Here is a 21,935-nt window from a genome sequence, read left to right as displayed (position 1 = left end):
AGCCATGGCTGTGTTTGACGGCAGCATGGAGCAAGATATTGGCAGCAAACAAAGCGCCACTATGCCGAGTGTACCGCAAATAGCACAGTTAGCTGAAAATCAACGCTTGTCGTTAACCGCTGATGGCGTGGCATCACTTGCGGATAAAACCATTGACCTTTCGTATTTTTATAGCGATGGCACACCAGTAGAAGACATTGATTACGAAGTCGTGATGGATAACGGCAAAATATACACAGGCCAGCTTAGTGGCGGTACCGCAGAAATCATTGATGTGCCTGCTGGGAATTATACCGTGAGTTACATCGGCGAGGACGAAGAGAAGATTATCTCGTTACGCCAAGAGCTTCGCACGGCCCTTGACCAAATGGTTGCAGAAATCCGCAAGCAAGCTGACATTCAAGAGCGCCTGATTGATGACGAAAACCTTGGGATGCAAGGGCTTATTTATAGCGGTGCATTCTTATACGGGCTTTATCAGCAAGGAGAAAGCATTGTAACGGGAGTCGCAGATTTAGTCGAAGGCACAGCAGGAGCAATTTATGATGTTGGCGCAGCAACTTTCCGTATTTTGGGCCATCTTGCAACTGGCGATGTGGAAGCTATGCGGGCAGAGTTACAGCAAATTATGTCAACTGCCTCAGAGTCCATTAATGGCATTGTTGAAGCGTTTGAGACATTAGTTATTATTGCAGAAGATGAAGAAGCGCGTACTTTACTGGCAAACTTTCCAGTACGTTACTTTAATGCTCATTCTAGTGTTGAACGCACCAGAATGGCTGGCCGATTGTCGTTTGAAATACTGCTTGCCCTTGCCACCTTTGGTAGTGGTGCAGTGGTTTCTGCTATCGCTAAATCCAATTACTTTGTTAAAGCAACCCGCGCATTGGAAAAGCTTACTCAAGCCACCAAGTTAAAACGCTTAAATTACACTCGCTCGGGTACAACTGAAAAAGTACAATTAGACCGGATCTCAAAGGTCGAAACCGACATTGACGACGTTAAAAGAATTGAGTCTGTCGCACCCGCCTCAGTTGCATTAAAAGTTAACCCAAGGACGCATGTTAAAATATTATTGGATGACTTTTTAAGTGATGCCCCAGAGCATGTAAAGAATAATTACCGGGTTGCATTACGAGATGGAAAGCCGTATATAACAAGACGAAACCAAACTGTCAGTGACCAATTGCAGTATGTTGACGGCCAAATTGTTTTCGCTTCGAATAGAATTGATACACCTAATAAAGTCTTACAACGCTTAAAGGTTGACCACAAATCTCTCACTCCAGCGGCAAAACAAAAGCTTAAGACGCTAGAAGCACAAAGAAATCAAGCCATCGCCAAACGCGATGCCGCATTAAAGTCTGGTAATGCAGAGCACCTTAAAGCAGCATATAAAGATATGCGTGCAGCCAGTGAAGAGCTGGGTGAAGAAGCCGCCCGGATCTTCGTAGAACAAAATTACCCAGGAGCAACACCATTGAGGTCAAAGTTACTCACAGATGGTAAGCAAGGACAATTTGACCAATTATATCAAACCGAAGACGGCAGACTCCTAGTTATTGAAGCCAAAGGTGGTAGCGCAACTTGGGGGAGTCGAATGGCGGGAAAGCGTCGAGCTCAGCAGGGCTCAAGAGAGTACATGGACTCTATTTTCAAGAATTACGAAGATAAATTAAGAGAGTATCTAGATAGCCCAAATTTTGGCTCTGATAAATATGAAGTATTTACAAATCAAGTTGAACAACTTGAAGATATGATAGACGCTTATAAATCATCAAAGCTAACAGAAAGCATAGATTATATAGGTGTGCAACAAAGAGCTCGAGACAATGGACTTGTCGAAGTTATAGACATAACAGAGTTTGATATTATAAGGTAAGTTGGAGCGTTAAAATAAATGGTTAAAAATCACTATAGTTACGCAAAGCGAACGTACGACAGAGCGAATAAGCTATATGAGAAAAGTAATAGTATTTTTTTGGAAACACTTAAAAAAAATGGCTGTCATACGTTATCTACATTCGCGTCGTTAAATTTAGAGGAGATGTTCCCTCTTGAGGTTCTCGAAAATCCAGGCAGCAACAAAGCATGGCATTACATTGCAAGAGCCCTACAGCTGAAGCTTGCTATTTTCCAATTTAATGAAAACCCTGATAGCATATTCAAATTCGCCTACGATAACGAAGTAATTGAACTATCTGGGCAGCTATCCCCACAATATGCAAACATCTTTAATTGGCAAAAAGCGCTGTTCTGCGCCATTATCACTCGAAATCAGGCTGCGATTGATTACTTGATAACTGTAGATAACTCGGTTTTTAAATCAGCCAAATATTCAGATCAGCTCTTGCCTTTTGATTTTGCATATGTTGATTTGCTCAAGGCTATTTTTACACCTAGTGCAGATTTAAGCCAAGCGATAGAAAAAGCATTAATCGCCAGTGATCCAAATGACTGTAGTGAAGACGAAGTGTACCTTTATTCGAGTCGCTTAGAATGGCCAATAGTGTCTGTGATTCTTGGCATATTTACCGATGATAGTGGAGTGGAATACAATCAGGCAATAGAGAGTGCTAGCGTCCTGCATAATGAATACTATGACACCGATGACCGAAGGTACTCGTTAGACGGAGCTATTTCAATACCTCTCACTGCCATGGCTTCATTAGCAAAAGACATTAAAGGTTACGACTTGACTACAGAAAATGGCTATATACCTGATTGGTTGGTAAACCCTAACCCACCAAAATGATTAAGGTAAATTAAAAAAGAAGTCTAATTTGATCAACCACACACTTTAACAAGATGGACGTTACAAGGCTAGGTTCAATCACCTTCCTAGCCTACACTTCTCACCAAATTTCTTCTGCTGCTTTCATGTACATTTTTAATTAGAGAAACCACGGTTGTTAAACTTTAACTACTCTACTGAGATGGTATGCAGTGATAAGACAAAGCCATAAATAAAGGCCCAAGACATACCACAACCGTAGGTAAGGCCATCTTAAAAATACTTGAGAATCGCTCTGTGCTGCGCTTGCCGTTTTACGGCTTTTTACCCAAAGAAAAGTCGGTAAAGGCGACCCAGTTAAATACCTAAGAGACATCAACTGGCAAGACCTAGGAAAACAATCCGCCACGGAAGTTAAAAACATCGTCAAAGGCCTGCGCGATTCACTCGATGACATGTCTACAAGTTGGCACTACGACCTACTACTTCCAGACGCCGCCATCGAAGGCATGCAAGCCACGGTTAAACGCCTAGACGAGGTCACCCCAAAAATCGACCAGCATATGCAACAAGCCGCCCAAGAAATCGGACAGCGAGTTAATAAAGCACTGGATGAGTATCAGGGTCAATCACCAATTCGAGGTGTTACCGACAAGCCCACCAAAGCCAAGGCCGATGAATTGGAGCCGCCAAAAGGGAATGAGTTGCCGGGAGGGAAAGGGTTGCACCCTCTCAAAGCAGGCATGAAAGCATACAAGGTCCCCTGTTTTAAACCAAGTGATAACTTAAGGAAAAAACATAAGGGCGACTTACGTGCTTTAGAACATAATTACGCAAGGCAGCTTAAGTATCAAGAAAAAGGCTTAAATGATTTAACCATTGGTGAATACAGAGAAAACCGCGATCGATACAAAAATATGAAGCGTAAAGGGACTGGAACTGTTCAAGAAGGTTTTAGAAAAGACTTCGAAAAAGATTTAAAGAGATCTCTTAAAGACTTATACAGTAGAAAATTATCATATGCTGAAGCCGAAAAATTAGCCTTGCAAAGAGCAACAGAAATTATGGGCAATTTACATGCATTACATGACCCTGATATGGGCGCTGGCGGTTATGATAATGTTACTCGTCTGGGTGATAAAAGAGTTAATGAATCTATAGGTCCGCAGTGGGCCAAAGCACCTATAGGAAGTAAAAAAGGGGATAAAACACGCGTGGAATTAATGGATGAGCAAGTTGAAAAAGCATTTAAAGAATATGGCCCAGATGCTAAGTTGAACATTCGACTTGAGCGTTGCCCGTTGAACAAAAAGTAAAGTAGAGAACCTATGATAGAGACGAATGATGACGCATTAGAATATTTTCTAAGCAAATTTAGCCAACCAACAACAATCATACCTGCGACTACCGCTGATATAGAAGCGTATCGAGGGAAACTGCCTGACAAGCTACTTGAATACTGGCAAATACTCGGTTTCAGTGGCTTTGCCGATGGTTTATTTTGGTTGACAAACCCCGCGGATTATCAAGACATCCTTGACCGATTTTTAGAAGATACCCCGTTTGAGCAAAATGATATCTATTATGTTATAGCGCGTAACGCTTGGGGGGAACTTCAGATTTACGGCGAAACAACAGGTGAGTCCCTTGAAATAAGCCCACACCTAAATTGGATGCGAACAAAAAAAGGGAATGAGCAAGATATTAAAGCAGGTAACACTGAGCGGACAATAAAAAATTTTATAGCGTTTCAAGAAATTGAAGATCTTGATATTGAAAATAACCAAAGGAAGCCACTCTTTCCTGCGGCATTAAAAAAACAGGGCCCACTCAATGCCGATGAAGTGTACGGCTTTGCACCATTTTTATTTATGGGTGGCGAGAAAAAAGTCAAGAATATTGAAAAGTGCGATATTTTTGCCCATTTGAATTTAATTGCCGACATGGGTGATATGGAAATCATTGATATGGCTTCTATGGTACGTGGCGCTATTAAGCAGCATGAATAACGCTGTATTGTGACACTTGTTGTGATTCAATCAAATAGGACACGACGCTTTCGTGCCCCATACTGGAGGAATGTCTATTTGGGGTGGAGGCTATAAAAAGTAACAAGGAGCAAAAAGTGAATATAATTTGGGAAGAGTATGTAGATCCTCCTTTGCAAGATATCTCGAGCACTGAGATCTCAACAATAGAGGCCATTATAGGTTTTATACTACCTGCTGATTACAAATCTTTTATAGTTGACAAGCAGGGATTAGTACCATCTAAAGAAGTAATTGAATCAAATTACTTAGCGCCCACGCCGTTTGGACCGTTATTTCACGTTTTAGAAAATTGTTCCTCTGAACACATCCTATATAGTGCTCTGGAAAAATTTAATAAATGGAAAGATTTATATCCAAATATCTTTCCTATTGCTGATGCCGGAGGTGCAGGCAACTTTTTTGCCTATAATTTTAATATTGACCATTCAAATCCACCTATAATCTTCGTGAATGTGGAAGAAGATCCTGATTCACCAGAAGCTTTTATTTATGTTTCAAAAGATATAAATGAACTTCTCAATAATTTGAGAGCTTAGTAACCTAATCTGGATATATCCTCCATACGTGTTTCTAGGCTTACCCAAGGGTGTTGACTTGTTTTACACCCTTAGCTGTTTTGTGGACAGTGGCTAGGTGGCATAGTGCCGCACAGTACGATGTGTGCATCGCAGGGCAAAACTGCCGGAAAATTCTAGCCAAACTGTGGGTAAACTGAGTTGCTCAACCAGTCTGAGCACCAAAATGTCAATATTCAGAATCGACTAAATAGAGGTCTATAGGCAAGGTTATCTTAAAAAATACTGGAGAATCCCTCTCCGCTGCGCTTGCAGTTTTACGCAAGCTCGGTAAAGGCGACCCAGTTAAATACCTAAGAGACATCAACTGGCAAGACCTAGGAAAACAATCCGCCACGGAAGTTAAAAATATCGTCAAAGGCCTACGCGATTCACTTGATGATATGTCTACCAGCTGGCACTACGACCTACTACTCCCTGACGCCGCCATCGAAGGCATGCAAGCCACAGTAAAACGCCTAGACGAGGTCACCCCAAAAATCGACCAGCATATGCAACAAGCCGCCCAAGAAATCGGACAGCGAGTTAATAAAGCACTGGATGAATATCAAGGGGAGTTACCACAGGTTGGCGTTACCAATGTGCCGAAGAAATCTAAAGCGCCGGAGCTTTCAGCTCCAGAAGGAAACGATCTCAAAGGTGCCCCTGTTAACAAAGTTAATCCGCCATCACGTAAGACGCCTAGTGACTTTACGCAGCATAAATCATTAAATCATAGAAAAGGTGCTACTGGTGAGTACAATGCACACCAATTAATGTTGGAGAATGGCTATACACCACTAGGTAAAACCGATGGTAATTACAAGCCAGGTGAACAAGGTATTGACGGAATTTATTTACATCCAAACCCACCACCTGATTTTGTTATTACAGAAGCTAAATATAATACTTCCCCTTTGGGTATGACTGATGATGGTAAGCAGATGCATAATAATTGGGTCACGGATGAGCGATTAGAAAAAGCTGGGATTAGCGAGCAAGACCGCAGAAAAATCTTAAAAGGATTAAGAAGGAATGATGGCACTGTACAAAAACTTCTAATTAGGAACACATTAGATGATAGTTTGATTGTAACTGAGCTTGATAGTGTTGCCAAAAAAATTGTAAAGCCAATAACCCTTTAATGAGTTGAACATATGTTAAGAGATACAATAAAAGATAAAAATTACTTTGATGATAGAGTTGCTTTTAAGCGCGAGTGCATAGAGGAAGATATAGAGGACTTAAAAAACGATGGCTCATTGTCATTGAACTCAAAAATGCAAATTGCATTTGGGCTTGTTAGTGACTCTACGTATTTGCTCCATCAAAAGTACTCTCGTGGTGATAATCTAGCAGAATTTAAACCCTTATTGCTAGATACGCTAACTTATCGTCAATGGCAAAAGGATTATGCCGATGCTCTGCCTGAACATGAACAAGTTATGCGAATTGACTCGGAAGAGTTACATGAAGATGATATGAGAAGAACTATTATCTGGCTCAGTTTCGCTTACTGTTTAAATATGGGAAGAGATTACTACTTGCAAGCACTAACACTGATTGCTAATCAAGGACAAGACGCTTTACTTGATAAATTAGCTGTTGAATTAGGTGACACCAATCGCGAGGTCGCTACGGATACTCTATTCAAAAAGCGTTTCGGTAAACTATATAACGTTGTAGAAGGAAGTCCAGAACAGCGGCCATCTCTAGTTAAAGCTTACCTTGACGCTTGGTACAAGGCAGAAGGTAACCCCGATTATCATTTAATGGACAATGATGCTTATATTGGTTATTGGTGTTGGGGGGCTGCTTTAGTTGTTAAATTATTCAATATTGATGATAGCAGCTTTATTGACCACCCATACTACCCCAAAGACCTCGTACATTGGCAAGATAATCAGTAGGAGATAAAGGTGCGCGATACACGGAGAAGTAACGATTATTTCGAAGCATTCTTAGTCGACATTGAAGTTGGCATTAAAGAAACACAGGAAGCCCTCAACGCAGGTAATTTTACCACACCTAGCAAGCGAGTTGATGTTGCCCAGCGTATATATCAGCTCGCGATTATGCGAGCGGTAGCGCACTACTCATATGGTGCTCACCTTGGGGATGTTAAGCGCTATACCGAAGCGATTTTGCCGTATCGCAAACAACTGACACACTACTGTGATAAGTTACCTGTAAATCATCAAATATACCGTCATGCTTTTGAAAGGTTGGGCGGGCAAATCGATGCTGTCGGCTCCCCTAATATCAATCGTTATATCTACACTTTGTGGTGGCTGGCACTTTTACAAGCCTGTGATGTCACTCCAGCTCATATTCAAGAAGTGCTCGATGTTATTGGCGAACGCGGCAAAGACACCTTACTTGATAATGTAGCCATTGCACTTGGTGATAACGATAGACCTATTTCGCCTACACTCTACTACCCTGAAATTTATCAAAACCTTTCACTCGCTTTTACAGTACCCAATGAACAAAAGCCTGATTTACTCAACCAATTTGCACAAAATTGGTACAGTAAGTTAGAGGGCTTGGCGGACTGGCATGATAATCACAATTGTGAATGCGAATTCGAGTACACGGATTATTATATTGGTTATTGGTGTTTTGAATTAGTTTTAGTCGCTAATGTTCTAGAAATACCAAGAGAATCCTTAGAAGATAGTATTTATGTTCCGGTTGATTTACTCAGATAAACCACCTCTACATAAAAATATTAATGGGGTCCTTTCAGATATGAGTATTGAGGCACAAAACACATTATTTACACTTAGTCCGAGTGAGTTAAATATACACCTACATAGGTGCAAATAATGAACAAGTTTTTTGACAATTTTTATAACTATAAAGGTTTTGGGCCGGCTATAAAGTCGATCCTACCAACCCCAGAGCAGCTACGATTCTACCAAGGCGTTTTACCTGACAACCTGCTTGAGTATTGGGAGAAGTACGGCTTTTGTGGTTGGGGAGATGGGCGTCTGTGGATAGTCAACCCAGCAGACTATCAAGATCTTTTGACTGAATGGTTGAAAGGAACTCAGTTCGAAATAATGCAAAATGAAGGCATCGATATTTTTTCTGTCATTGCGATAGATGCGTTTGGTAAGATGTGCATTTGGGGTAAAAACTCTGGTTACAGCTTAAAAATAACAAGTAACTATGGAATGATTTTTCCAATGTTTAATAATGAGTTTTATACTCAAAATGGAGCATCTAAATCACTAGATCTATTTTTTGCTACTCAAAGCCAAAAAGCTGAAATTGATCTAAAAGATCACAATGAACAGCCTCTTTTTGAGCGTGCTGTCGAAAAGCTAGGTCCTCTTGAAAATGGAGAGATCTATGGCTTTGCGCCTGCTCTTGCCCTTGGTGGCGAGCCTAAGCTTGAGAATCTCCAAAAGGTAAAAGCTACAGAACATTTGGCATTCCTAGCTGACCTTGGAGAGAAGCGTGTTATGGCCGATATCGTTACGCTATCTAACCAATTACCCCATAACCAATAGCACCTTTTTAAGTCCTTTAAATACATAGATATTGCAAGGCTAGGTTCAATCATCCTCCTAGCCTACATTTCTCACCAAATTTCTTCTGCTGCTTCCATTTACATTTTTAATTAGAGAAACCGAGGTAGCTAACTTTCAACTGCTTTATTGAAATGGTATGCAGTGGTAAGACAAAGCCGTAAATAAAGACCCAAGACATATCATAACCATAGTCAAAGTTATCTTAAAAAAATACCGGAGAATCGCTCTCTGCTGCGCTTGCCGTTTTACGCAAGCTCGGTAAAGGCGACCCAGTTAAATACCTAAGAGACATCAACTGGCAAGACCTAGGAAAACAATCCGCCACGGAAGTTAAAAACATCGTCAAAGGCCTGCGCGATTCACTTGATGACATGTCTACCAGTTGGCACTACGACCTACTACTTCCAGACGCCGCCATCGAAGGTATGCAAGCCACAGTAAAACGCCTAGATGACGTCACCCCCAAAATCGACCAGCATATGCAACAAGCAGCCCAATAAATCGGACAGCGAGTTAATAAAGCACTGGATGAGTATCAGGGTCAATCACCAATTCGAGGCGTTACCGACAAGCCCTCCAAAGCCAAAGCCGATGAATTGGAACCGCCAAAAGGGAATGAGCTGCCCAGCGGTCAAAACAAGTTGTTACTAGCTGAAAAACTAGAGATACAAGCTTCCGATTATGCGAGTTTAATTAATTCAAATAAACCTTGGTCTTGGAAAGATTTTCCAGATGGCGATAAGCTTACTATTAAGGAAAAAAGAGCAATCAAGCAAAAGGCTATTGATAAAGGTTTGGTTGATAATGTTTCGTTTAAATCTGGAACAAAATACCCTGACTTTGCGTCAGCTGATTTAATTAAAGCAAAGTTAAAATTACCAGAAGGGCTATGGAAAAAAATCAGATTACATTCAATTTAAGTGGCTCAATGAAAAGTTGCCTGTAGGTATGAGAGATGGTAACACTTGGCATCACTCAGAGATTCCTGGTGTTATGGAGTTGGTTCCTTTTGGTCCTCATAATATGATTAACCACCAAGGTGGAAGATCGAAAGGCCATTGGGCATACAGCAAAAGATAGAGGTTATATATGCTCACTAAACGTAATGACTCTTATGAGTTAAATAACTCAAGCATATTTGAATTGGAAAGCTTTTGCAGAGTGAAACTTCCACATTCATTTATCGAGTTTTTCCGCAACAACAATGGCGTTGCTTTTGAAGGGTTAACTTACGACATAGACAATGAGGAGCGGTTGATTGAACGAACACTTCTTATCACAAACGCTTCAAATTTGTCAGACGATATTATGCAATACGAAATAAAAGTGGTGCTCGCTCAGATTGAAGAGCGCCTAACCGACAATGAAGATTTAGTGGGTGCTGAGCTACTTCCTTTTGCTCATGTTTTTGGTGGAGACTTTTTATGTTTAAACTTCAAAGATAGCGATATTGAGCCGTCAGTTGTACTCTGGGATCATAATGAATCAGATGAATTAAGTCCTGTTTTTGTACTAGTTTCGGATAGTTTTGAAGCTTTTGTTGAACGTCTCTGCTAGGCTGAATATAGGTAATATAAACGGTTAGTTTGCGTCCCCCTTATTAGCATTGGGTATTAGATGTCGTAATTAAGAAAGGTGCTTGTCAGAAAAGTGAACCAATTTCGGCGGAAAACTGCACTGTTCAGACCGGTTGCTTATAATTTTGTAAAACACACTGGTCGTGAAGATTCGATACGTCGCAAATATGTACGAACTTCAATTGACGATGAACTTGAGGCAGAGCTGACCTTCAGTGTTAATGGTAGTTAACACTGTATGCTCTCACCCTGGGATCGAGAACTCCAAACTCGAAAAGATCTACAATCAATTGCAAAAAATAATAAAAAGATCTGAAAGTCTAGATCCTTAAAAACAATATCAGAAAGTGGGTTGAAGGTGGTTATATTTCATTGCCCAAGGGATTTCATAAATAAGGCGCATTAAAATGACCAGAGAGGAATACCTAGAAGAAGACGACTATTATACTCAGGGGTTTGAAAAAGACGGTGTTGTTTCTATATGGCTTGGAGTTGAAGCTGCGGATGAATCTATAGAAGTTGATGTTCTACAAGATCTGTGTGGCGTTGGTTATTATGACTTAGCAAATCAAGAATCTGAGTATATAGAGTCAGGAATTGTCGATATTGCAGAACTTTTTACAGAAATATCTTATGCAAGTTCCTTTGAAAAAAGTGCCATAGACTCTGCTAAGTCAATCGGTATTACCAAAGCAAGGTGGCTTGTTTGTCAGTTTGATTTTGATTATGACCCTAAAAAAATAACACGCTCTGTTCAAAGTGACCCTGTTTTTATCGGTTCATTTGCTTATGAGGAAGATGATTAGAATCTCAAGTGGATGTGAATCCATATCTATTTATTAAAAAGAACGTGAGTATTTTCTAAGTAAGTTAACTTATCATTAAAAATATTTTTATTAGTCATGATTAACGAAGTAGTAATAGTAGTTATACGCTATCAAAGTAAAATTCGCTGGTTTAAGGGTGAACGAGAGTTATGGATATTAGATTTGGTAAAACTAAGAGACGCTTTTATAGAAAATGGATATCAAGTTCCAGAGCTTGACGACTCGGATAGATTTGGCCTCCATATTTTAGATGAAAATTATGTTGAGACTTTTCTCGATAAAATTCAGGGTAATGAAATAAGTTGTAGCGAACTAAGTGCAAGGCTTGAATCTAGGTTTCCATCAGCTAGCTCTTGGTGGGATGTTGCTGATTTATTCCCTATCATGTTTATCGACTTTGATGCTAAAAGTGTAGCCGCATTTTATTATGAAGGCGTGCAAATGGAAAAGTACATACCGCAACATTGGAGCGGTGAATTTATAGATTTTGCAAATGAGTACCCAGAGAATATTTTTCCTGATGATGACAAGTTCTGGGTAAAAGGCGATTCTGACTTACTTAAAGTTCTAAATGAACGAGCTAGAAAGCAATGATATTATTCGAAAGCTGTGTTCGCTGATTTTCGGAGAAAATTAGTACAACACATCTAAGATAAAAGCTTTTATTAAAAAGTCAGGATCACTAGCTCAACTCATAACTTCTTAGCGCTTCGCGTGTCCGAGTTAATTTAAAATACTAACATCGTTTCACTACCTTCAAAATCAGATGCTGTAGGGGTTATTCAAAGCCACCAATAGAGGCCCAAGACATGTCACAACCATAGACAAGGTTATCTTAAAAAATACCGGAGAATCACTCTCCGCTGCGCTTGCCGTGCTGCGGCTTTTTACCCAAAGAAAAGTCGGTAAAGGCGACCCAGTTAAATACCTAAGAGGCATCAACTGGCAAGACCTAGGAAAACAATCCGCCACGGAAGTTAAAAACATCGTCAAAGACCTGCGCGATTCACTCGATGACATGTCCACCAGTTGGCACTACGACCTACTACTCCCTGACGCCGCTATCGAAGGCATGCAAGCCATAGGTAAAACGTTTCAGTTTATGGAGAGTTTCCGGTATAGGTGAGGCAGCAAGGGTTGCGTTGAGAGCAATGGGCCTTACCACCCAAATGAATGTAGAATTAGAACGGTGTAAGTAAGGAGGTTAAAATAATGACTAAACAATTTGAAATAGATGAAGATTTCGAGTGGTTTCTTGAAAAATTTGAAGAGCCTACTGAAAAACATCAAGCCCCAGCAGAAATAATAAAAAAGTTTGAAGGTAAACTACCTACTAGATTATTAGAATATTGGAGTGAATACGGATTTTCTGGTTTCGGGGAAGGACTTTTTTGGTTAACTAATCCCGATGATTTTGAAGATACCTTAGATGCATGGCTTGGAGATATAGGTATCATCGAGCAAGACACATATTATGTAATTGCTCGCAGTGCTTTTGGAGAGCTATTCTTATGGGGAGAGAAATTTGGACATAAATATCTAATCGACCCATCTCACGGTTGGATTATAGAGAAAGAAGGTAATGCCGAAGACATAGCAGTTGGAGAAGAAAACGATGCCATACAGTTTTTCTTTAGTGCAAAAAGACCAACATCACTGGATATAGATGATACGAGTGGAGGCTTACTTTTTGAGAAATGTAAACTTCGATTATCTCAATTAAAATATAACGAAATGTATGCTTTTGAACCCGCTTTTTTTCTTGGTGGGCAGCCTACCATTGACAATGTCAGTAAAGTAAATATTTTCGCCCATCTAAGTGTATTAGCATCATTTGGTCAGAAAGAAATACTAGACCAACAAGGGCTTATAGCTAAGGCTTATTCATAATAAATGCTCCTGTTATTAAAGTAGCAAATAAAAACTACTTAACTCCTTACCACTAAAAACACTTACTTATTAATTGAAAATGCGATGATGATTAACTTTGAACTCACCGCTAATCAAATTGACGTCAGCGCCAAACAAGATTTGACCCTTAAGGCGGGTCGCAGCCATCGCAGTGTTATCCAAAGTGATATAACACTCAAGGCAGACAACAACTTCACCATCACCGGAATTGGTTTAGTCTTTATAAGAGGGTGATGCCACTAGCACAAAACACTAGACATAACTGAAGCGGTAAAGCTAGACCACTAACCAAATGATGTGGGGATCCGAGCTAATAGATCGGTTTCTCCCATATCAATACCAATCTGGCTGAGTAATGTCGTTATTTGCCCTCTATGGTGCGTCTGATGATTAAATAAATGATGCACTAAAAAACCAAACTTGCGAGAAAAGGTTTTACCTTGTGTGTTTTTGTAGTGTAAATCGGCTGCAAGCGCCTCCTCAGTGACTTCATTCGCAAACTCAATAATCACCTTATCCATTTCCGCCCTTGCCTGTCTCAACGCTGCAAAATCTTCATACAGCATCGCATCAAGCTTTGTCGGCAGAGGCATTGTTGCTACAGCATTCAGTGCTTCAACATGATGGCTATGCTCTGTATAGCGCTTAAGCCAAATAATATCGGCAACAAGAATATGGTTTAACGATCCCATGATGGAACCAAAAAAAGCCCCTCGATCTTGGTGTAATTCCGTGGCGCTCAATCCCGAAACAGCTTCATATAACCTTTCGTTCATCCAGCGATTGTAATCCGCCATTAATTCAAAGTTTGCTTTCATCTAAATATTCCCTGCTCTTGTAAAAATTGACTAATCTCAACTTAGCGGCATTGGCTAGGTTAAAAAATACAAATAGTTGAAGTCGAAAACAATCAATTTTATTGAACACTTTAATCTTAACTATCAATTATACAAATCAAAATGCGCACGGCATAATGGCTACATCAACTTAAGAAGGAAAGCAAAATGTTAAAGAATATTGAAGGTCAACGCGTACCACAGGTTACATTCCCAATTAGAGAAAATGAAGAGTGGAAGCACGTCACCACCGATGAAATTTTTAAAGGTAAAACTGTAGTTGTATTTTCTTTGCCTGGTGCTTTTACACCAACTTGTTCGTCTACGCACTTACCTCGCTATAACGAGCTTGCTAGCGTATTTAAACAAAATGGTGTCGACGAAATCGTGTGTTTATCCGTTAATGATACGTTTGTAATGAACGCATGGGCACAGTACCAAGAAGCGCAGAATATTACACTACTACCTGACGGTAACGGCGAATTCACTGACGGTATGGGCATGTTAGTTGATAAAAACGATTTAGGTTTTGGCAAACGCAGCTGGCGTTATTCAATGCTGGTAAAAGATGGTGTGATTGACAAGATGTTTATCGAACCAGAAAAGCCTGGCGACCCGTTTGAAGTATCAGACGCAGATACTATGCTGGAGTACATTAACCCGCGCCAAATCAAACCAGAGCCGGTTACCGTTATTAGCAAGATTGGCTGTCCATTCTGTGAAAAAGCCAAAGCCTTGCTAAAAGAAAAAGGACTGGCATATGAAGAGCTGGTACTTGGTCAACAGGCATCGCTAACCAGCCTTAAAGCACTGTCTGGTCGCGAAACCGTGCCGCAAGTATTTATCGGCGGTAAACACATCGGTGGTTCAGACGATTTAGCTGAATATTTCGCTTAATCACTCATCCCCCACAACATGACTTGGTGAACTTGCTCACCAAGTCAAAATGTTCCCCCTCAACACAACACGATGGCTAATAACTGACTGTCATGGGGGAGTATACCAATTTGTCTTAATACTTGCTCAATTTGAAGGAGCAAATCTGACGCTAACTGCGTTAAAAATTTCTCATTTAGAACAACTAAATAGCAAAATTTTTGCCTGGTTATCGACAAGATTTTCTCGCCTCAAATAGACCTCTTAATTAAGTAAATTGGTATCACACTTTCTGATTTCGGAGCAAAAAATGAAAAAGATAAACACCGACGTAGTCGTGATTGGTGCGGGAACAGCAGGTCTCAGCGCCTATAGAAATGCCAAAAAATATACCTCAGAAGTACTGATGATTGAGTCTGGCGTATACGGCACAACGTGCGCACGGGTTGGTTGCATGCCGAGCAAGTTACTGATTGCCGCAGCTGAAGCCGCACATCAAATTGAAGTCGCACCTAAATTTGGTATTAATGTAAAACCTGCTGAAATTGACGGTAAAGCGGTTATGGCGAGAGTCAAACGTGAGCGAGATCGCTTCGTTGGCTTTGTCGTCGAAGCTGTCGACGAATTGCCTCTGCAGGATAAACTACGCGGCAGTGCAAAATTTATCAACAGCCATACGGTACAGTTGGACGACCACACCCAGATCACAGCCAAACGCTTTGTAATCGCAACAGGTTCTAGACCTAGCTACCCCGGTGCATTTAATAATTTTGGCGACCGCTTAGTCATTAACGATAACGTTTTTGACTGGGATGACTTGCCTGACTCAGTGGCCGTATTTGGCCCCGGCGTGATTGGCTTAGAACTAGGTCAAGCGCTACACCGACTTGGCGTAAAGGTCAAAGTATTTGGTGTCGGCGGTGGCCTTGGACCACTAACCGATCCAATCGTCAAAGACTATGCCACCACGGTGTTCAGTGATGAATTTTACCTCGACACAGATGCCAAAGTATCAGATATGAAACAGGTTGGTGACAAAGCCGAGCTTACCTACATTGACAAACAAGGGAAACCACAAACCGAGCAGTTTGACTATGTGTTGGCAGCAACAGGCCGTGTGCCCAATGTTGATAACCTTGGGCTAGAAAATACCACGCTTGAACTTGATGACCGAGGCGTACCGCTAGCCGACCCACATACCATGCAATGTCTTGATGGCTCTGGTAACGCCCCGATTTTTATTGCAGGTGATGCCAGCAACCAGATCCCGCTTCTACATGAAGCCGCAGATCAAGGCACGATTGCAGGTGAAAATGCCGGTCGCTTCCCTGATGTGAGAGTGGGACTGCGCCGTGCAAAGCTTGCGGCGGTATTTAGCGACCCACAAATTGCCATGGTTGGAGCAAGTTATAAAGAGCTGGAAAAGCAATATGGCAATTGTGGCTGCTTTGCCATCGGAGAGGTAAGCTTTGAAAACCAAGGCCGCAGCCGCGTGATGTTAAAAAACAAAGGCCATATGCGAGTCTACGCTGAGCAAGGCACCGGATTATTCTTAGGTGCCGAATTTGTCGGCCCAGCTGCTGAGCATATGGCGCATTTACTTGCTTGGGCGCTACAAAACAAGATGACCGTGCCACAAATGCTCGACATGCCTTTCTACCACCCAGTGATAGAAGAAGGCCTAAGAACGGCACTGCGAAATCTAAATGCAAACTTGAAGTTTGGCCCGGATATTATCAAGCACTGCTTGGAATGTGGTCCTGGTGCTTAATACAAACATTGCTGGAGCCGGCCGTAACTGCTGGCTTTATCTTTTTACTGCGTTGCTTTAAATTCTCTGGCGAGCTCTCTATTTACCGCTTTTATCGTTTTCACTACGGACTTTTCGGAAACAGGGCTCGAAAAGTAATACCCCTGAATTTTATCTACTCGTGCTTCTTTGCACACATAATACTGCTGATAGTTCTCAACACCTTCGACAACAATGCTCAACTGCAGGCTCTTAAGCATATCAATCAAACCCTTAAATATCCTTTTCCCTCTATCGTCTACCTCAATTCTGTCGGTAAGCGATTTATCCACTTTAACAATATCAATTGGATAATTGAGCAAATGTGATATTGAAGAATAGCCCGTTCCAAAATCATCTAGCGCAATCTTGCAGCCAAGCTCTTTAATGCGGCTTAGGCTTGATATTACCCGTTCACTTTCATCCAAAAGCGCAGTTTCTGTTAGCTCAAAGGTAAATAAAGTACCGTCAATATCGACTCGTTTTAGACAATCATTGATATATGCTGGTAGAGAAATGTCTCCGAGCTGTAATGGCGACAGGTTTATCGCTAAACGAATAGGATATCCGCACTTTGTCTGTATCAGTTTCAATGTAGTGATCGCGTGCTCAATAATCCACTTCCCCAACGGTTCTATGAGCTTTGACTCTTCAGCGATTGTAATGAACTCTTGAGGACTACTTGTGTATTTTGCAGTAGGCCATCGGATCAACGCTTCGAGAGACACGACTTTGGCCTGCTGAATATCTACAATCGGCTGAAACGCTAACTCTAACTCTTGCCTCTCTATCGCTCCTCTTAAGTCTTGCTCCACGTTATACTTCATTTGGAACTCAGTCTGCATATTATCTTCAAAAATACACGCTATCGCACTTTGCGAGGATTTAGCCCTAAATAGTGCAATATCAGCAAAACGTATTAAGTCATCAGCATTATTACCATTGAGTGGGTAAAGAGAAATTCCCATTCTTACTTGGCAGTAGATGTCCAACTCATAGATTGAATAGCTTCGGCTTAGTAACCGGATAAGCTTTTCAGCTTCTATTTTAATTTGAAGCGGGTTGTCACAAGACACCATCAAACAAGCAAACTCGTCTCCACCAAAACGACTGACAATATCCTCTTGCTTGGTGTGCCTCTTGAAGCTTGCTCCTAGTTCAAGTAAAAGTTGATCAGCGATTTCATGGCCAAAGCGGTCATTTATCTTTTTAAAATCGACGATATCAACGACAAGGATCCCAGCACACTTATAGCGCTTTTTATCGGCTTGCATCAACCGCTGGCAGGTTTCTTCAAAATAGTAACGATTATACAACCCCGTCAATGAGTCGCGTTCAGCCATCTGCTTTACTTGCAGGTAGCTTTTATGCAGTTGACTTTCTAGCTCAAAGCGTTTCCTTGCTTGGATAATAGAACGGCTCAAAAGCGATGCGGTGACTTCTTCTTTGAGTAGAAAGTCCTGTACGCCCAAATCTAGACATTTCAAAACCAACTCTTCAGAATGCGAATTGCTGATCATGACTATGGTTAAATCTTTAATATGGTTAATACGCTTAAGTTCAATAAGTAAGTCCAAACCATTTTTGGACGGCATATTGTAATCCAGTAGTAATAGGTCGAAGCAAAGCTCTTCTAGCGCAAAGATTCCTTCTTCTACTGTACTAACTTCTGTCAATTGATGTTCAATCCCGCCTTTCACTAAGGAACGGCGGATCATCTTTCGGTCAACTACATCATCATCAACGAGCAATATATTCATTTACAACCTCATTACTTAGTTGGAAACTGTACAATTCGCCAATATCCATCCAACATATCAACAAGGCTCATCATTGAGTTACTTGCTTCTTCTTTTAAAAAATATCCTGCTACGTTTTTTTCATAACTATGATGAATATCATCTTCATCTTTCGAAGTTGTGAGTACGAACACAACGGTATCTTTTAACTCTGGGTCATCCCTCAACTTACCTAAAAACTCAAGCCCACCCATGCGAGGCATTTTTAAATCTAATAGAACAATAAATGGATAATCTATTTTTTTAGTTTGTAAGAATTCTAACGCTTCAACGCCATCAATTGCCCGAACCATAGGGTTCATTATCTTGCGCTTTGCAAAACTGCGCTTTACTGTCATATAGTCAATGTCATCATCCTCGACGACCAGCACTGTAATATCATTATTTTGCATAAAATGAATCCTAATTAGGGTTAACTCTGGTATCAACTTTTGGCCACTTGATCACAAACTCAGTGCCAACATTACTATCCACAATGTCGACCGAGCCACCATAGAAATTGAGCACTTTTTTAATTATTGCCAAACCCATACCACTACCTTCTTGTTGATCTCTAGGTTTAAGCGTTTGGAACATTTCAAATACTTTCTCTCTATACTCAGGTGGGATCCCCGGTCCATCGTCAATAAAATGCATTTCATACTCTTTAGCGCTTTCTTTAACGTGGATTATTAGTGAGCCATTTTCACAGTCGTGGTGTTTAAGCGAGTTGCTAATTAAATTGCGGGTAACTACTTCAAGTGCTGTTTTTGGTAAAGTGACAATTAAAGAAGTACATTCCAATTTCAGCTTCGCCTCAATATCAATCGAGTCATATATCTCTTTTGTAAACTCGCGGAATTCAAACGTTTCATTTTCACTATGCTTTCGATTTACCCGCGAGTAAATCAATAAATCATGGAGCAATTTACTCATTCTTGACACACGTTGCTGAATTAAATCAAAATTCTCCTTAGCGCCTTCGGGTAACTCATCGCCGTAGTCTTCATCAATCCAAGTTACCAACTTGGAAATCGCATTGAGTGGCGCTTTTAAATCGTGAGAGGCAATATAAGCAAATTCGTCTAAGGCTTCATTGGAGCGCTTTAACTGAGCGACAAGATGCTCCCTTTCGGTCACGTCACTGGAAAGCCCTAAAATAAACGTCGCGCCTTTGGCATCATAGAATCGCTTTTTGCGAGTAAATAATGTTCTTACGCCACCATCTGGGAAATTGATAATCTCCAAACACTCTGCATACCCTGTTTCCAAGGCTTTTTTATCATCTTTAATGAACTCTTCTATTTCTTCTGGTTGATAATAGTCAAGTGTGGTGTAGCCAATAATTTTCTCTCTGGCTTCTTCTGGATACATGGAGCGAAAAGCATCGTTCGCTTTTACGATCCTAAGCTGATCATCTTTGATAAAGGCGTAGTCCGGAATATTGTCAAAAATTAAATCGGAAAGAGAATCATCACCAACAAATCTGTCTGCTTTCTCAAGTGAGGTTGAGTCTGTCATTAGGAATTTACATTGGGAACAGGTAACAAGATCTATAGTAGGAAAGCGATATTATTCAAGATAAAAGTAATGGAAATGTTAAATAACAAGTGTGCTTCAGCACAAAAATGTCTACACTATTATTCGTGCAAGATGTTTTATTTACAGTGCGATACTTACCTAATATTAATCCTGTTAATAGCAACATAAGTGCATTTTGACTTTTTAAACATAAAGACATAGCACACAATCTAAGCCTGCAACAGGAATAAAGGCAATAGCATGTTTGAAGACGTAGTAGAACTAAATAACTGTACTATAGTAGTCGTAGAAGACTCGCCACTCACTCAAAAGGTGCTATGCGCATGTTTAGAAGACATATGCAAAGTCGTCGCTTTTGAAAGTGCTGAGAAGGCCTTGGAATATGTAAAACTTGCATTGCCAGATTTAATCCTAATGGACTGGATGCTAGAAGGGATAACGGGTATAGAGGCCTGTACAGAGCTTCAAAAAGATCCAATAACCGCCCGAATTCCTGTCATATTTGTGACATCCAACATTAAAGAAAATCAGCAAGAAATGTGCTGGGATGCAGGTGCTGTCGATTTCATCAGCAAACCAATTGTAGCGCGAACGCTATTTAATCGCGTACTTACCCACCTAAAGTATAAAAAGCAAGCCGATCAACTTAGGGAATATTCATACGTTGACGGACTTACAGAAGCGTTTAATCGCAGGTTATTTGATACTGACTTAGAGCGCCACTATCGTGGTGCAAAGCGCTCTATTAGTCCGCTTAGTGTCGTAATGTTGGATGTTGATTATTTTAAGCTCTATAACGACGAATATGGTCATTTAATGGGTGATGATGTCTTGAAGGTTTTTGCTAACACCGCCAAAAATCATATTCGTCGACCTATGGATGCTCTGTACAGATACGGCGGTGAAGAGTTTGCCATCTTACTGCCAAACACCCCCTACTCTTTCGCTTTAGAGATTGCGCAAAGAGTGGTACAAACCTTCTTCGAAACCGCTATTGAACATAAACTTTCACCACTAAAAGCTGTATCGGTTAGTGCTGGTGTCGCTTCACTTAGTGAGGATAATATCAATCAAACTGTTGAAGAGTTAGTAGAAAGAGCAGATAACGCGCTATATGAAGCTAAAAAGAATGGTAAAAATCGAGTGTTTGGAGCGGCAAGCTAGTAGCTATTCGTTAACATACTTTCTTGAATTCTCATCGCCACAAAGGGCAGATCGGCGCAATCTCTGAAGTAGGAAAAGGGAGCGGCTTTAGTGTATTGCTTTAGTGCAGTTCTTTTTGTTAAAGAAAAATAGCAACAACAAGGAATTAGTCATGAAACTTCCACTTATCGATAACGCCGAGGCAGAGTATATTCCAGCGTTTCTTACCAAGGCAGAAAGCCATTCACTGTATCAGTGGTTAATCAAGCACTGTGATTTATCTCAGCCTGAAATCATCACCTTGCCTAACGGTGAAAATACAGAGATTAGGCCCTGGAAAATGATGTTTGTAGAGCCAAGGCTCGAAGATCCAGCGGTATTTCCTAGCTATCATGGTAGACGCCAAACTTGGCCTGATTTGATTGCATTGATACAGCAGCGATTACAGACTCAAATAGGTATCGAATTTAGCGTCTGTGTCTGTATTTTTTATCCAGATGGTGAAGAGTATATGGACTTTCACAGTGATCTGTCCGCATTTGGGCCAACTAATGTTATCGCTTCTTTGAGCTTAGGTGCCGAGCGCTTGTTTCAAGTTCGTCATCAAGCAAAACCCGATGAACAATTTGAACAGCAGCTAGAAGATGGTTCATTATTTATTATGGGGAATGGCTTTCAAACACAATTCCAACATGCCATCCCCCCCGCACCTAAAGAGGTTGGTGCTAGATTCAATCTGACCTTTAGGCAGTTTACTTGGCCCAATATTACGTAGGTG

The 21,935-nt window shown here is 40.8% G+C and carries 25 protein-coding genes and 1 pseudogene; 22 read left to right on the top strand and 4 right to left on the bottom strand.

The features are described 5' to 3' along the window. The 18 genes and pseudogenes from EXT48_RS23760 to EXT48_RS23755 form a co-directional block, all read left to right on the top strand. Positions 1–1,882 (top strand): annotated as a pseudogene (locus tag EXT48_RS23760) (type IV secretion protein Rhs); the annotation flags it as partial. An 18-nt stretch (positions 1,883–1,900) separates the two neighbouring features. Continuing rightward, positions 1,901–2,755, top strand: coding sequence for an immunity 49 family protein (locus tag EXT48_RS21025; protein WP_130165662.1), 855 nt, complete (start codon positions 1,901–1,903; stop codon positions 2,753–2,755). Between the two features lie 542 nt (positions 2,756–3,297). Then, positions 3,298–4,050 carry a polymorphic toxin type 15 domain-containing protein gene (locus tag EXT48_RS21020; RefSeq protein WP_239359805.1) on the top strand — a complete coding sequence of 251 codons (753 nt, stop codon included), beginning with the start codon at positions 3,298–3,300 and terminating at the stop codon, positions 4,048–4,050. Between the two features lie 12 nt (positions 4,051–4,062). Beyond that, positions 4,063–4,743, top strand: coding sequence for a GAD-like domain-containing protein (locus tag EXT48_RS21015; protein ID WP_130165660.1), 681 nt, complete (start codon positions 4,063–4,065; stop codon positions 4,741–4,743). 116 nt (positions 4,744–4,859) lie between these two features. After that, positions 4,860–5,321, top strand: coding sequence for an SMI1/KNR4 family protein (locus tag EXT48_RS21010; RefSeq protein ID WP_239359806.1), 462 nt, complete (start codon positions 4,860–4,862; stop codon positions 5,319–5,321). A gap of 422 nt (positions 5,322–5,743) precedes the next feature. Next, on the top strand, positions 5,744–6,484 hold the full coding sequence (locus EXT48_RS23930; protein WP_239359807.1) for a hypothetical protein: 741 nt from the start codon (positions 5,744–5,746) through the stop codon (positions 6,482–6,484). Between the two features lie 12 nt (positions 6,485–6,496). Further along, positions 6,497–7,249, top strand: a complete 753-nt coding sequence (locus EXT48_RS21000) for a PoNe immunity protein domain-containing protein (protein ID WP_130165658.1) — start codon at positions 6,497–6,499, stop codon at positions 7,247–7,249. Between the two features lie 9 nt (positions 7,250–7,258). Continuing rightward, positions 7,259–8,050 (top strand): PoNe immunity protein domain-containing protein, encoded by a 792-nt coding sequence (locus tag EXT48_RS20995; protein WP_130165657.1) that lies wholly within the window; start codon positions 7,259–7,261, stop codon positions 8,048–8,050. 117 nt (positions 8,051–8,167) lie between these two features. Continuing rightward, entirely contained in the window at positions 8,168–8,857 is a 690-nt protein-coding gene (locus EXT48_RS20990) for a GAD-like domain-containing protein (RefSeq protein ID WP_130165656.1), read from the top strand. Positions 8,858–9,249: 392 nt separating this feature from the next. Beyond that, the gene (locus EXT48_RS24015; protein ID WP_275446674.1) at positions 9,250–9,378 is read left to right on the top strand and encodes a hypothetical protein; all 129 of its coding nucleotides are present in this window, start codon (positions 9,250–9,252) and stop codon (positions 9,376–9,378) included. Between the two features lie 96 nt (positions 9,379–9,474). Next, on the top strand, positions 9,475–9,798 hold the full coding sequence (locus EXT48_RS23925; protein WP_240703417.1) for a hypothetical protein: 324 nt from the start codon (positions 9,475–9,477) through the stop codon (positions 9,796–9,798). Between the two features lie 28 nt (positions 9,799–9,826). Beyond that, positions 9,827–9,958 (top strand): HNH endonuclease, encoded by a 132-nt coding sequence (locus EXT48_RS23920; protein ID WP_226899488.1) that lies wholly within the window; start codon positions 9,827–9,829, stop codon positions 9,956–9,958. A 9-nt stretch (positions 9,959–9,967) separates the two neighbouring features. After that, on the top strand, positions 9,968–10,435 hold the full coding sequence (locus tag EXT48_RS20980; RefSeq protein ID WP_130165655.1) for an SMI1/KNR4 family protein: 468 nt from the start codon (positions 9,968–9,970) through the stop codon (positions 10,433–10,435). 427 nt (positions 10,436–10,862) lie between these two features. After that, positions 10,863–11,261, top strand: coding sequence for an immunity 22 family protein (locus EXT48_RS20975; protein WP_130165654.1), 399 nt, complete (start codon positions 10,863–10,865; stop codon positions 11,259–11,261). A gap of 96 nt (positions 11,262–11,357) precedes the next feature. Beyond that, positions 11,358–11,876, top strand: a complete 519-nt coding sequence (locus EXT48_RS20970; RefSeq protein ID WP_130165653.1) for a group-specific protein — start codon at positions 11,358–11,360, stop codon at positions 11,874–11,876. A gap of 280 nt (positions 11,877–12,156) precedes the next feature. After that, the gene (locus tag EXT48_RS20965; protein ID WP_130165652.1) at positions 12,157–12,408 is read left to right on the top strand and encodes a hypothetical protein; all 252 of its coding nucleotides are present in this window, start codon (positions 12,157–12,159) and stop codon (positions 12,406–12,408) included. Between the two features lie 86 nt (positions 12,409–12,494). Continuing rightward, entirely contained in the window at positions 12,495–13,172 is a 678-nt protein-coding gene (locus tag EXT48_RS20960) for a GAD-like domain-containing protein (protein ID WP_010605624.1), read from the top strand. 84 nt (positions 13,173–13,256) lie between these two features. Continuing rightward, positions 13,257–13,427, top strand: a complete 171-nt coding sequence (locus EXT48_RS23755) for a hypothetical protein (protein WP_157782789.1) — start codon at positions 13,257–13,259, stop codon at positions 13,425–13,427. Positions 13,428–13,477: 50 nt separating this feature from the next. Here EXT48_RS23755 and EXT48_RS20955 read toward each other — a convergent pair whose 3' ends face one another. Next, positions 13,478–14,011 carry a DinB family protein gene (locus EXT48_RS20955; protein ID WP_130165651.1) on the bottom strand — a complete coding sequence of 178 codons (534 nt, stop codon included), beginning with the start codon at positions 14,009–14,011 and terminating at the stop codon, positions 13,478–13,480. Positions 14,012–14,197: 186 nt separating this feature from the next. On the opposite strand from EXT48_RS20955, the gene EXT48_RS20950 reads away from it, so the two are divergent. After that, on the top strand, positions 14,198–14,926 hold the full coding sequence (locus EXT48_RS20950) for a glutathione peroxidase (protein ID WP_010605622.1): 729 nt from the start codon (positions 14,198–14,200) through the stop codon (positions 14,924–14,926). A gap of 289 nt (positions 14,927–15,215) precedes the next feature. Further along, positions 15,216–16,676, top strand: coding sequence for a dihydrolipoyl dehydrogenase (locus EXT48_RS20945; protein ID WP_130165650.1), 1,461 nt, complete (start codon positions 15,216–15,218; stop codon positions 16,674–16,676). A gap of 44 nt (positions 16,677–16,720) precedes the next feature. Here EXT48_RS20945 and EXT48_RS20940 read toward each other — a convergent pair whose 3' ends face one another. Genes EXT48_RS20940 through EXT48_RS20930 form a run of 3 tightly spaced genes read right to left on the bottom strand, consistent with a single transcriptional unit; the run spans position 16,721 to position 19,993 of the window. Continuing rightward, complete coding sequence (locus tag EXT48_RS20940) at positions 16,721–18,454, bottom strand: bifunctional diguanylate cyclase/phosphodiesterase (protein ID WP_130165649.1); 1,734 nt, start codon at positions 18,452–18,454, stop codon at positions 16,721–16,723. 11 nt (positions 18,455–18,465) lie between these two features. Next, positions 18,466–18,885, bottom strand: coding sequence for a response regulator (locus EXT48_RS20935; protein ID WP_130165648.1), 420 nt, complete (start codon positions 18,883–18,885; stop codon positions 18,466–18,468). 10 nt (positions 18,886–18,895) lie between these two features. Continuing rightward, entirely contained in the window at positions 18,896–19,993 is a 1,098-nt protein-coding gene (locus EXT48_RS20930) for an ATP-binding protein (RefSeq protein WP_130165647.1), read from the bottom strand. A gap of 261 nt (positions 19,994–20,254) precedes the next feature. Between EXT48_RS20930 and EXT48_RS20925 the strand changes: the two genes are divergently transcribed. Both EXT48_RS20925 and EXT48_RS20920 read left to right on the top strand, forming a co-directional pair. Next, entirely contained in the window at positions 20,255–21,178 is a 924-nt protein-coding gene (locus EXT48_RS20925) for a diguanylate cyclase (protein ID WP_130165646.1), read from the top strand. 151 nt (positions 21,179–21,329) lie between these two features. Continuing rightward, positions 21,330–21,932 carry an alpha-ketoglutarate-dependent dioxygenase AlkB gene (locus tag EXT48_RS20920; RefSeq protein WP_130165645.1) on the top strand — a complete coding sequence of 201 codons (603 nt, stop codon included), beginning with the start codon at positions 21,330–21,332 and terminating at the stop codon, positions 21,930–21,932. Positions 21,933–21,935 lie beyond the last annotated feature (3 nt).

Origin of the sequence: Pseudoalteromonas sp. CO348 (assembly GCF_004208845.1) — a bacterium.
GTDB lineage: Bacteria > Pseudomonadota > Gammaproteobacteria > Enterobacterales > Alteromonadaceae > Pseudoalteromonas > Pseudoalteromonas maricaloris.
Note: the sequence above shows the minus strand (reverse complement) of the source record. Positions and strands in the feature narration are given on the sequence as shown.